Origin of the sequence: Euzebya pacifica (assembly GCF_003344865.1) — a bacterium.
Taxonomy (GTDB): domain Bacteria; phylum Actinomycetota; class Nitriliruptoria; order Euzebyales; family Euzebyaceae; genus Euzebya; species Euzebya pacifica.
Genome location: NZ_CP031166.1, coordinates 529491 through 542688 on the forward strand (window position 1 = coordinate 529491; position 13198 = coordinate 542688).

The window sequence follows — 13198 nt, forward strand, 5'->3', positions numbered from 1 at the left end:
GGCCTCCAACGAACCCCTGCTCGACCTCGGCGGCCTCAGAGGGGGGCTGCGGTGCCAAGGGCTCACGGTTGGCTCGGAGTGCCTTGAGCGCGTTCGGCGCCTGCGCCCCGTTCGCTGCCGGCTCTGCCGCAGTGGGGTGAGATGTTGGCTTGGTCGTGGGGGTCTTCGCCGGTGGCTTGGGCGTCAGCGGCACACCGCCGGAGGTCATGTGGCCCCCCGCACCGCAACGGCCCGTTGGGCTGCCTCACGGGCACCACCGATGACGTGATCCCATGCTTGGGTCAACGCGCGCCACAGACCTGCGAGGTTGGCCTCGTCCGGGTGTCGCGAGGCGCGTCCTGTCATCTGGCGCAGGTAGTCCGCCCGACGAGACTCCTCGGTTTCCAGCTCTTCCAAGGCCGATTGCAGATGCAGTCCCTTGCCGGTCTTCGCAACCCGTTCGGCCGAAACCATGACCAGGCCAGCCCTGCCGTAGGAGTCGATCAACGCAATGAAGGCCTCGACCGCCTCGGTCAACTGTCGGCGCGCTTCGTTGCCTTGGTCCTTCTCGTACATCGATGCGGCCGCCAGGACCGAGGCCATGTCACGTTCCATGTCCGCGTCATCGATCAGGCGCTTCTGGGCGGCGAAAACCTCGTCCGCACGGTTCGCGAACCGTTGCTTGAGCGCGTAATAGCGGGCGCGGTACTCCGCCGCGATCGACTCCGCGAACTGACGGATCTCCTCGCGGGGGGTCGGCCCGTCGGGGAGGGTGAACTTCGCGAGCCAGTCAACTCGTTCCCCGTTGGCATAGTCGACGAGTTCCTGGCCGAAGTCGGGGTGCTCGACATCGAGGTCGTTGAGCTCGAACGGGTTGATGACCTGCTGGGTCTCCATGTCGATCATCTGCCGATCGAGCAGTTCGAGGTGGAGACGGATCGCGTAGACGTCGTCGTCCTCAGACTCGCCTTGACGGGTCACCATGGGGGGAAGCCAGAACACGGGATGGATGGCTACGGCGAGTTCCAGCCCAGGCCACAGTCGCCCAGAGTTGTTGCGTTGCGCCCGCGGGGGACGTGGCATGGGGGCGAAGCCATACGGCGTGACCAGCACCTGATCGGGGGCGAGTCCGTACCCCTCACATGCGGCTGCGATCATGACCGACCACTCAGCGTCAGTCACGACGTTCCCTGGACGGAGCACGACAACCTGGGTGTCACCGTCCATCACGGCTGCTTGTTCGCCAGTCATGGTGTTGGCCTCCTAGCCGCTCTTGGGGTCTGACGGGGGGGTGCGGCGACTGTTCGGGCGGGCGGACGCGTCCGCGACCCGACGTTCGGTGTCTGCGGCCCGTTCAGCAGTGGCGCGGGCGTGGTCGGCGTTGGCCGCCTTGACCTCGTCGATGGTCTTGTCTCCCTGTTCCTTGGCAGCGGCGACTTGGCGCGCAACCCGGTCGCCATGGGCCTCTTGGGCCGCGCGGACGCCGGCAACGTGTCGTTGCTGTCCCGCCTCGGTAGAGCGCTGGTGCTGACGAAGGTCCGCGCGTCGTTGCGCAGCCTGTTGGTCGCCGAGCGCTCGGTGCTGCTCGATGCTGGCGACCCGTTCCTCTGTCGCCTCGGCTGCTGCGAACTCGGCGTATCGCGCCTCATCGGCTGCTCGACGCAGCGAGTGACCCGCGCTTGAGGCGCTGGCGGTAGCGGTTCCGGACGCGGTGAGGGCGTCGTCGCGTGCTTGCTGGGACTCGGCGCTGGACTGGACCGCTTCGTTGCGAGCGCTCACGGAGTCGTTCCGTGCAACTTGGGTGTCAAGCCGCGACTGTGCGGCTCCTAGGGCAGCACCAGTCGCCACGTTCTGCGCTGCGACGGACCCGGCCTGGGCCTGCTCCGCACCAAGCCTTGACTGTTCCGCTCCCTGTGCCGCCGTGGCCGCCACATGCGCGTGCTGCGCTACCTGGGCAGCGACCGCTGCGATAGCGGGGTCAACCCCGCCAGACTGGGTCGACGACTGCACGACGGTATGCACCACCGGTTGTGCGGGCGCGGGGGCGGACTGCGCCACAGGCACCGGTTGCGCTGCAGACGCGGGTTGGACGGACGCGGGCTGGGCGACTGGTTGGACCGGGGCCGGCTGGGCCACGGGGGCCGGTTGGACCGGAGCGGCCGGCTGTATAGGGGCGGGGGCCACGGGCTGGACGGGAGCCTGTTGGACCGGAGTAACCGGTTGGACCGGAGCGCCCGTTGACGTCGTCGCCACGCTGCTTTCGGGGACCTGCACGACCCCAGCGACTTGAGCGACTGAGGGGGACGTGGCTGAAACCCCACCGATCGCCGGCACCGCCGACCACGCGGACCCTTGCCCGCCAAGGGACGGTGCACTGACGGGCTCAGGAGCCACCGGTGCTGGTCCCGCGACACCAACTGGCACTGCCCCGGCAGACAACTCCGATGCCGCATTGAAATCCAGGACCGGGTTGTCGGTCCCCAGCACTGCGCCTGCGGGAAGGCCGTCAGCGGCCACCAAGTACTCGTCGGCGGCCACGGTCGCGTCTGGCACCCGGCCAGCGATCCGGCCGACAACCTTCCGTCCTGCATACACCAGTCCGACGGCTGCGAGACCAGGGACCAGCGCTGAACCTCCGGCAGCAGTCAGTGTCGTACCGACACCGAATGCCCCAATCGTCTTCGCAGCCCTGGCTCCGTTTCGCCAGGCGAAGCGACCAACTGCGGTGGCGGTGATTGGGTCCTTGATCCGGGCCTTGGCCAGACGCCCGATGTTGGTTGCTGCAGCAACGCCCTCACCGATTGCGCCGGCCTTCTCACCGAACCAGTTGAACCCTCCCGCAGCCCCACCGCGGGCTCGTACCAGTGCACGGCCGGCTCCGGTGTCAAGGAACGACTGAGCGAGTCCCTGTGCCCCGTCAAGGACCCGGCCTCCCCGACCGGCGACGGCACGCAGGGCGGCCGCAGCGATGAGGTTCTTTGTGGCTGCCTTCGCCCTGTCGACCTCATCGAGGCCGGGAATCCGCTCGTAGGTGCCGTCGGGCTTCTGGTAGTACTGCGGACGGCCGTACTCGTCGTCATCACCGACGACCGCCTCCGGATCGAACCCGAGAGCGTTCCCTGCAACAGGGTTGCCGGACGGGTCCACGCCAGCGCCAACGGGGATGGGTTTGCCGTCGGGCCCCACCAGCCGCCTGCCGGACCTTCCAACCGGTGCTCCGGTTGGCCCTACCCCAGCTGTCCCGAGCCGGCCGGCAAGCCCTCCTGGACCTCCCTGTCCCGTCGGGCCGGGCCCGCCAGGGCCGGGCTTGCCTGGGGCACCGGGTGTTCCTGGGGCACCGGGTCCACCCGCACCGCCGGGGCCACCGGGTGTCCCGTTGCCCGGCCTGCCACCCTTGGTGTTGGGTGCGTGCCCACGGTGCTTACCGCGGGCGCTTCCGCCGCGCTTGTCATCGGGTGCAGCCCCGCCCCGGTTCTTCCAGCGGTTGCGGGCCCTACGCGCCACCTTGTGGACGGCCAGGGGGCTACGCGGCGACAAGGGGTCGGCGTAGCGGCGAAGCCGCTGGCCAAGGCGGCCGGGGGTGTGCGTCGACGGGTCGGTCGCGTACTTGCCGACGTTGCGGACGAATCCGGAAGCACCCTTGAACGACAGGGGGTTGCCGAACCCGAGCTGCTTTGCTCCCTGCTTGATCGCGAAGTAGGCGAGCAGCGGAGGCAGGGCAGCGAAGAGCCCACCGGTGAAGCTGTCCGGGGGTGCGTCGGTGGCGATCCGAGCGAAGACGAGGAACCCGCTGAGCTCGGGCTGCACGGTGTCAAAGGAGGCGATCGCCCCGCCGTTCTGCCACACCTCAATCAGTGCCCGGAACACACCGGTCATCGTGGTCAGCAGTCCAAGGATGAGGATGAAGACGAATCGGGCGAAGATCGCCGACAACAGCAGTCGGAAGTACTTCGTGCCGCGCTCGCGCATCTTGTCCGACGGCCACACCATCGCAGCGAGGAAGAAGGGCAGGAAGATCGCACCGATCACCACTACGAACTGGGCGATGATCGATCCGAGCGCCGCACCGCCGAACACCAGCAGGTGGACGAAAGCGATGACGATAGCGATGAACGCCCCGCCGGTGGAGTTGCCCAGGCCATGGCCGTTCTGGCCGAGCCAGTACTGGCGGGCGTGCGCCAACCCGGCTTCCACCTCGGCGCGATCCTGATGGAAGACGTTCTGCGGGTCGGTGGCACCGACCCGAGCAGGATCGGTGTGGGAGTAGATCTGGTCGCCATCGGTGATGTACAGCGGCCGGTCGCGTTGCTCGACAGCGTCATCGCCATCGTCTCCATCGGTCATCCACCAGCTCTGGCAGTACCCGTCCCACTCTTTGACTAGGTCTTCCCGATTGTCGGCATTCGCTGGCCGGTCCCCACCCCCATTGGGTCCCGATGTGTCGTTGGTGCCCACAGCAATCCACTCGGGAGCCACACTCCAACCGTTGGGTCCAATGAACATGCCAACGTCGGAGGCCCCTTCCGGGAGTGCTGCACCGGGTCCCAACCACAGACATGACGATGCTGTCGTCCAGTCCGCGCGCAGATGGGCGTTGGACGCCAGCAAGCTGAGCACGGCCGGATCGATGTGCGTGCCGTCCTGCGGTTCCTCTGAACCTGAGTCATCGGTGAAGACCTCGCCTGGGAAGGTCTGGTTGCCGTCGAAGGATCCGTCGTAGGCCCTGCCAACCTCAACGGTGATCGCCTGCTGCTCGGCACCGGGAACGCGCCGGAAGTTCTCCAGCGTCCGGCAGTAGCCACGACGCCCGGAGGAGGTGTTGTTGAACTGGGCGTAGATCCACGAGTCCAGATAGGTGGTTTCCCACTGGACACTCATGAGCTGTGCAATCGACGCGGTCGACACGTCGTCGAACTGGCCGTCCAACGAAACCCCGCCGAGTTCGCGGAGGTAATCGGAGTAGTAGGAGCAGTCCAGCAGGTTGCCCTCGATAACGGGCTGCTGCCCCCCGGACAGGCCGGTGGACAGGAACGAGGTCGCCAACGAGTTCCCAGCGGTGTCGGAGAAGTCACCAATGCGCTGAACGAGCCATGCCGGGGATGCTGTAGGCACCTCGAAGCCGTCCTCGATGGCGAACTCCCGGTCCGCAGCCCCCCGGAGCCCCTCCACTGACGTCTCGATCGATGCTGCCCAAGCCACCAGCACCGACAGGGCCATCAGCGATGGCAGCCACTGCTTGAAGAAGCCACCACCCGAGCCCCCGGACCCCTTGATGAACACCCGGAAGGTGACGCTGACCAGGCCGAACAGCAGGAGTGCCGGCAGGATCCAAGGTTCAACGACCTGGTACATCGCAAGGAAACCGGCGTTGATGAAGGGCAGCACACCCTCGAAGCCGAGCACGTTCAGGCTGGTCGCCTGCCGCATCAGCCACAGCACAACGATCCAGATGATCTGGGCGATCCCGTAGAAGAACTGGGGGAACGATGACCCGGCAACGGCACCGAGGTCGAACAGCCCGAAGTTGGTGAAGAACTGGCCCGCGGAGAACTGCCACCTCCACGCCGGCATGCAGTCATAGCCGTTCTCGCAGAACCGCGCGACGTTGTCAGCGGCGGTCTGCGCCCACGATGGGATCGCCCCCCACACAAGGATGAACAGGCTGAGAAAGGCCGTGACGACAGCCCGGCACAGAGTTGCGGATACGCGCTTGATCCTGCTCACCTCCTCCACGCCTCCCGCCGCTTGCTCAGTTGGGCATCGTCACGTGGCCGCGGTCATCCACCAGGGCCGGGTTGATCTCCACTGCCGACCGTTCGATCAGGACCGGTTCGCCGGAATGGAAATCGCGAACCCTCGCCAACCCCACGTACACGGGAACCCATTCGCCGTCGATCTCGTGACGATGAACGCGTCCGCGCACTGCGGCGAGCAGGTACTTGGGGATCGACTGGCCGTCCGCTTTGGCCTGCGACGCGAACACGGCCATGGCGATGGCGGCCGCGTTGATCAGCAGCCCTCCCACCGGCCAGAACCGGTACACGAACACCGAGATGGGCATCGACGCCACCAGTCCGAAGATCCCGACAAGGACCTCACGCACCGGAATGAGGAAACGCCCCCACGCCTGACGCGTGGGGGGCTTCTTCACCAGCGCCGTGATGTCGACCATCAGCGGCGCGGAACGGTCGTCGATCACGAACCCCTACTCCTCCGGCGCACCATTGCGGCTGGTGTTGGGTCCGGTGTTGGTCTCGAAGGTCTCGGCCTCGGGAGCGAAGATGTTGCCGATCACCTCAAGCGCACCGGTCGCACCGGAGATGCCGGTGTCGACCATCTGACCCAGGAAGGTGGGGACGAAGATCGCCGCTGCGGCGAGCAGCCCGAGGACGATCTGGCCGAAGCCGCCGCCCTGACCGCCGCCCTGCCCCTTGCGCTTGTCCCACACGAACTTCGCGAGGACCATCAGGATGAAGATGACACCGAGTCCCTGGATGACCGCACGGACGAAGTCCTGGTCCTCGATGAAGCCTTCGATGACGCCACGGCTGGACTGGGCGAGAACCAGCAAGTCGGGGTTGAAGAAGATGTCGTTCATGGGGGTCTGCTCCTTGTGAGGCTCTTCGCGACCCCCGTGAACGTGGACAAGGGTCTGCGAGCTGTTTTGTTCTTGAGGTCCTTGCTGCCGGTCGTGACCACCGGCGGCCTCACAGATGACCGTCGTCCGGCTACCCGACCCCTGTCCGAACATCGCGACCCGCCAGTCCCCGGGGTCGGGCGCGCCACTTTCAACCGGATGGAGCCGTGCGGCCCGAGACGTTGCAGGACAACAGCAACAACCCCACCGCCAACTCCGGGACCACCCCGTGCGTTCGTTCCCGGGGCTCAGCCCAAGTCGGCCAGCAGTTCGTCGAGGTCTGGGTACTCCTCATCGGGACGACCCCAGTCAGGGGCATCTCCGCCTTCACCCTCCGGCCGGTCCCGTCCATCCGCCACGGGTTCCGTCTCAGCCCGGCCCTGAGCGGCCCCCTGAGCCGCTGACGGTGCGACCGCACCCGGCATCACTGCCCGACCGCCGGTCGGCAACCACACCCCGGACGGATCCGGCGGCGGAGCCGCGACCACCGTTGGTCCGGTGGTGCCCGGAAGCCGACCGCCGACCTCAACCCGGCTCTCGCCGTCCTTGGGCACCGGTTCGAAGAACATGTCACGGTCGTTGGGCGCGTCCGGGTCCTTCTCATCAGGGGCGCGCACGAACAGGCACCGGACTCCCTTGTAGGACTTGCCGTACGACATCTTTCCCCGACCGGGCGTCTTGATGCCCTGCAACCCTGACTCCTCAATCGTCAACATCGACCCGATCCTGTTCATCGACAGGCCGATACGTCGGCACTGCGCCAGCAGCGTGGTGGGGATGTTCTCCTTCTTCGGGTACTGCGTCATCGCCGCGATGTGCATGCCCGCCGACCGGGCGATACGCGCCATCTCCTCAACGTGTCCGATCAGCCTCTCCCAGTCGCCGTGCTGCTCCTTGTTCGCCGGCTTCTTGAAGAACGTCGAGCACTCCTCAATGATGATGAACTGGTACGGAAGCATGAACGGGTGTGCCTCCGGGGGGCCGTCCCACCACGGGAACGCCGTTGCCGCCGGCCAGTAGTCAGGGACCGTTCCCGCATGGGCGTGGGCGATCTCCTGACGGGCGATGAACCTTGCCTGGGTCAACTTCTGCGGCTTCGCCGGATGCATCGTGAACGACTGGTTGCGCCGGTACGTCTCCTCCTTCAAGTGCTCGAGCAGGTCGGCCATCGCCCCATACGGATTGGCCATGAACCCAGGTGTCGTCAGACCCAAGAAGTGGTTCACATGGGCGGCGTCCTCGAAGTACACGAGCTCGGTCTTTGGGTCGGCGAGCGCGAACTTCACATCCGCCGGATCGTTGTTGTGCATCAGCTGCAACAGCATCCAAAGCGTAGTAATGCTATTCATCGATGGCACTAGACCCTCACCCGAGAGGAAGACGTGGCTGGGTGCATCCACCTCTATGCATCGCGTCGGTCGCCGGTCTACTGCTTCGACCGAACGGACCCAACGTCGACCGGCGATGGGCGGTGTGCTCTTCGGCAGTCGCTCTGCCTTGCGGGCCAGACGTACGGACCGGACGCATGATGTCCACCCAACGATCCATACCGGGCCGTAGTCGTGATCGCGGAGGACCGACCGCGTCGTGGTGATGGTGGCCTTCGCGCCAAGCGACCTCGCAAGAGCCAGCACCCCTCTGGCCAGACGCTCGGATACGACTCCGAACAGGGCCCTGCCGTTGCGGTCCACATGTCCGTCGGTGTCCATGAGCCCTTGGAGGAGCGCGAGCCGCTGGTCGGCTGATCCGCGCATGTAGAGGTCGGGGATGAACTTGGTGTGGGACTTGGTGCCGGAGAGCCCCAGTTCTGCGAGTGCCTGACGTAGGGGGCTTGGCTGCTTGGGCCGGTCGCAGGTGAGGTAGCCGGTGTCGAACCCCGGACGTTGCCGAGAGATGCTGACACCGTCGGGCAGGTGGGGTTGGATGAGTCGGGTGGTGGCGGCGAGCACGCCGATGCCGCCGTTGGTGCCTCGGCGCAGTCCGGCGAGGCAGGCCCCAGCGAGGAAGGACGTGGTCGTCCCGTCCGCACGGGTGGGCCATGCGTCGTCGGTGGTGACCTCATAGCGGGTCGCCCCTCCCCTGCCGGTGTAGGCCTGCACCCGTGCGGTCCTCCCCGACTGCTCGGCGACGGCGGCGAGTTGACGGGCCGCCGTCTCGGTCGAGGTGACCGGGTTGCCCCGGTATGCGGGGGAGGCGGCTATCGCCCCGCGGAGGACCTCGTCGGGGTCGTGGATGCCGATGAGTTCGCCGGTGTCGATGTCGACCCCGATCTTCTCGCGTAGCCAGAGGTTGGCGTCGTTGTCCCGGTAGTCGCGTTCGGGCCAGGTGATCTGCCAGCACAGTTCGGTGCCGTCGTTGCGGACTTCGATGTCCATGCCGTCGGGCAGCACGCGCCGGACGTGGTCGATGATCTCGGGGTCGGCGCTGGTGATCCATTGGCGGGACGGGAATCCGATGTCACCGTCGCCGAGGAGGACACCGAGCAGGTACGGGTCGATCGGCAGGTCGACGTCGTCGGCCTGCGCGGCGGGTGCCAGGTCGATCGACCAGACGTCGCCGTCGGTGTGGCCTGTGTGGAGGTCGCGGGTTTCCAGCTTGCGGTAGGTGCCGGCCTTGCGGTCGGTGCGGTTCTGCACGACCCACTCGTGGGCGGCGTCGGCCACGATGGAGGTCCCGTCGTCGAACGTCACCTCGAAGCAGGGTCGGTCCTGCCAGATCGGTGAGAGGCCGACAACGGCGCATGGTTGCCCCTGGTCGTCATAGACGCGGTCGCCGATCCGCAGTTCGCCCATGGTGGTCCACCCGTCGGGTGACGGGATGGGCGTGTCGAGGGCCAGTGCCTTCCCAGATCCGGAGTTGTGGGCGACGAGGCCGTTGGCGAGGTAGTTGTGCGTTGATGAGACCGTGAGGTCGTAGAGGTCCATCACGCCGACGTGTGCGACATCCTTGACGGGGGTCCAGTAGGCGGTGCCGCCTCCGTGATGCCCGTCTGGGTGCTCGGTGGCGACCATGTCGCCGTGCCGCAGAGTCGCCAGGCCTCTCCAACCGGTGGGGGTCCACACGGGATGGTCGGGCGAACCGGTGAGTTGCCGACCGTCGATCAGCCGCAGGGACCAGGCGTCTGCCCGACGGACGGTGCCTGCATGGGTCGATCCGGCCCAGCCGAGGCGTCCGTCGGGCAGACCGGTGCGGATCGCGAGCTTGTGGTCGTGGCCGGGGTGGACCAAGTCGCCGATCGGCACGGGGTCTTGACCCATGGGCCGGACGAGGGTGTCCGGGGAGAGGCAGGCGCCGCCGATGAACAGGTGGGGGTTGTCGCCTTCCCACTTGTCGATGAGGAGGTCGCCTTCGGCTCCGGGTCCGACGGCCCAGTCGATGTCGGGGACGCCGGGCACGGGTGCGTGGAGGACGGTGGTGTTGGTGTTGGGCTTGGGGCCGTTGGCGTAGTCGATGGCGAGGTAGGGACGGTCGAGCGGGTCGATCTTGGCGGCGAGCAGCTTGAAGAGGGCGGCGTCCTTGGGGTGGCTCTCGATCTCGACGTAGCCGAGCCCTGAGGTTGCCTTGAGTGCTTCGACGCCGTCGACGAGGTCGCTGATGGGTAGGCCGGGAACGGTCCGGCATTCGTAGGAGGCGACGCCTTGCTTGTTGACGGTCTTGGAGATGACCGCAGGGCTTCGCCGGTCGGATCCGACGAGCCCGCAGGCCCGGAAGTAGTCGTCCCAGTCGAGGGCGTCGAGGAACAACCGGTCGCTGTTGGTCTCGGGTCCAACGAGGGGTTCGTCGGGGTTGTAGCCGGCGGGGTCGCCGAGCATGACGGTGTCGGAGGGGTGGCAGCCGTAGATGACCGACACGAGCGGGGAGGGGTTGCCGGAGGGGTCGTCACGTCGGGTGATCCGCAGGTAGTCGACCTCGATCTTCTCCGCGAGGGCGGCGGTCTTCTTGGACACGGCGGCCCAGTCGATGCTGGCGGACAGTCGGAACTTCGCTTCGGTGATGGCGGGCCGGCCGGGCTTGGTGAGCCGGACGGCTTCCTCGAGCACCGGGGCTCCGAGCTTTAGCGCGTAGAAGGCGGCGTGCAGGTCCAGGGCTTCGAGGAACGCCCGTGTCTTGGGGTCGACTTCGACGGTGTCGGGGTGGTGACCGAAGCAGATCGAGATGGCGGTGTCGGGCAGCACCCGTCCGTCGGAGTCGTGGGTGCGCCGTCCGATCCTCAGCCACGGCGCGTCGATCTTCTCTGCGATTGCCTCGGCCTGCTTCATCACCTTCTCGTAGGTGGTGCCCTGCGGCAGGTTCCAGATCGTTTCGAACAGTGCCCGGTCGGCGGTGCGCACGAGTGGGATGGGGCGGACCAGGTCGGGCATGCCGAGTTTGAGGGCGTTGAAGGCCCGGTCGAACGCCTGGTGGATGGCGTAGGCGAGCGTCCAGTTGTCGAGGTCGCCGGCGAGGTGTGGGGCCGCTGGCAGCGGCACGGTGTTCCACACGACCTTGAACTGCTGTTCGTTGCGGCTGCCGGGAACCGGCTGTCCGCCGGGGTCGGTGTCGGGCATGGGGGCAACGAGGACGTACTTGCCGGTGCCCGGTTCGGTTGCGACGGCCGACATGAGTTCTTCGGTCTTGTCCTTGTACTTGGCGATCGTCCCGCCGGCCGGGACTTGGAAGATCGCCATCTTGTGGGTCTCCTCGCCGTTGCCTTCCGGAGGCTGGGAGAACTCGCCGGCGTACTGGGGTGGTGGCACCTGGCCGAGGCGAACCGACATCCAGCGTTCGCCCCACAACTGCGCGTTGGTGAGGAACTCGCGTTGGGGGGCTGCGAACTCGATGATGTAGCGGCGCGCGCCGATGGAGGCGCCGGTGAGCAGGCCGATGGCAACCCATGCGGTGGTGATGATCGGGAGGGACAGTGCGAACCCGTCGATGCCGCTGGCCACCCTGATGGTCGCGACAGTGCCGACGGCCGCGATCGCGATCGCCGTGGCCAGTGGCGCCCAGATGATCTTGGTGGTCCCGAGCCTGCCGATGACGTCGGCGTCGATGACGGCGGCGGGGAAGGTTCCCTGCATCTGGAAGTCGGCGTAGGCGGCGTCGCGCGACCCTGCGGCGACGGCTTGGGCGAGCAGGAACACCGCGAGGGTGTCGATGGCGAAATGGGGCATCGCGATGCCCGTGGCTGCCATGACAAGCAGTTCAGTGAGGCCGGCGGTGAGGCCTGCGAGGAATGCCCACCAGGCCGAGATCCTGATCGGCGGCCACCACGAGTTGCCGTCGGGACCCACCCCGCCGAACCAGGCCTTGGCTCCGAGGGGTTGCATCAGGTGGGCGGCGTACAGCTGTGCTTTGCCGGCGTTGACGAACCCCGGCCCCTCGATGTCGTAGATCTCCTCTGGCTTGGGCCAGCCGAACCGGACGAACACGGCCGTGGCCAGGTAGGCACCGACTCCTGGTAGTCGGAACCAGATGCCGCCGACGAGAAGGACGACTGCGATCCCGATCTCGACCTGCTTCTCCGACCACGGGTTCGGTGGCTTTCGGACGGCCATGGTGGTCAGCGCCCGTGCGCGGTGACGGTGGTCTGGTCGGGCAGCAACCCGTGGAGGGATCGGAGGATGGGGCCGCACGGTGCCGGGGACCCGGTGGTGTCGAGCATCTTCTTCAGTCGTCCGGCGGCCCTGGGCCCGGCGGCGATCGCGGTGCCGTCCTTGGGCCGGTACAGCGTCGTGTTGACCTTGCCGTTGTCGTTTGAGGCGAACACCACGGTGACTGCGTCGATCCGGAGTCCAGCGAGGTGGGGCTTGACCGCCGGGGTGCTGTCCCCCACTGCGAGGATGCGTTCGCGGAGTTTGCGGGCCGCGGCGGCCAGGGTCTGCTTGTCAGCGTGCGGCACGGCCTCACGGCCACGGCGGGTCGTTCCGCCCATCGTCCAGTACAGGCCCGGCTTCCACTGCTTCGCGTCGATCACGAGGATGTGGAACCCGCGGACGACGACGTGGTCGACGTTGGCCTGGTAGCCCGGGATGCGGAGATCGTGGAGGACGTAGACGTCGGGGTCCGCACTGAACGCCTGCCCGAGCAGTTCGGCGCATGCGAGCTCGCCGACGCGCCCCTGCGCGGCCCGGTCACCGGTCGTCCAGCCGCCGGCTCGGACGAGGGTGCCGCCGGGGGTTCCGTAGCTGTTCATCGTCCGGTGACGGTCGACCGGCCCCGTCCGCGGGGCACCGCTCCCCGCCCCGGGTGCTCGTTGACCGCCGGGTCTGCGACTTTCGGAATGGCCGACCTGCGGCTGCGTCGGAGGGCAGCTATTCACTCTCCCGACACACCAGTCGCCCGGCCCGCCCGCGCCACGCGGAATGACCGTAAGCACACCCCACAAAAACGCCCGTCCCCCGGCCGAGAGGTCGCGTTCTCGAACCAGGGGACCAGGACAAACAGAAGGCCACCCGTCGAGGAGACCTGTTGACACTGTAACCCTACAGCGTCAATGGGTCCAACCCTTCCGTCCCCGGGGAATGGGACAGGAAGCAGAAGAGGACCACGAGATGACCAGCAAGTGCGGAGCAACACCGGCCCAAGCCGGCACCGCGCCCC

At 67.1% G+C, this 13198-nt stretch carries 6 protein-coding genes; all 6 read right to left on the reverse strand.

Features of this window, described 5'->3' with window-relative positions; genetic code table 11:
• Positions 1-204: 204 nt before the first annotated feature.
• Positions 205-1230: a hypothetical protein gene (locus DVS28_RS27820; RefSeq protein WP_164711218.1), complete on the reverse strand. Its 1026-nt coding sequence runs from the start codon at positions 1228-1230 to the stop codon at positions 205-207.
• A gap of 12 nt (positions 1231-1242) precedes the next feature.
• The gene (locus DVS28_RS30095) at positions 1243-5712 is read right to left on the reverse strand and encodes a hypothetical protein (protein ID WP_216826634.1); all 4470 of its coding nucleotides are present in this window, start codon (positions 5710-5712) and stop codon (positions 1243-1245) included.
• Between the two features lie 16 nt (positions 5713-5728).
• The gene (locus DVS28_RS27830; RefSeq protein WP_114594894.1) at positions 5729-6178 is read right to left on the reverse strand and encodes a hypothetical protein; all 450 of its coding nucleotides are present in this window, start codon (positions 6176-6178) and stop codon (positions 5729-5731) included.
• A gap of 6 nt (positions 6179-6184) precedes the next feature.
• Positions 6185-6577, reverse strand: coding sequence for a hypothetical protein (locus DVS28_RS27835; RefSeq protein ID WP_114594895.1), 393 nt, complete (start codon positions 6575-6577; stop codon positions 6185-6187).
• Between the two features lie 287 nt (positions 6578-6864).
• Positions 6865-12153 (reverse strand): LAGLIDADG family homing endonuclease, encoded by a 5289-nt coding sequence (locus DVS28_RS27840; protein ID WP_114594896.1) that lies wholly within the window; start codon positions 12151-12153, stop codon positions 6865-6867.
• 5 nt (positions 12154-12158) lie between these two features.
• Entirely contained in the window at positions 12159-12791 is a 633-nt protein-coding gene (locus tag DVS28_RS27845; protein ID WP_114594897.1) for a nuclease-related domain-containing protein, read from the reverse strand.
• Positions 12792-13198 lie beyond the last annotated feature (407 nt).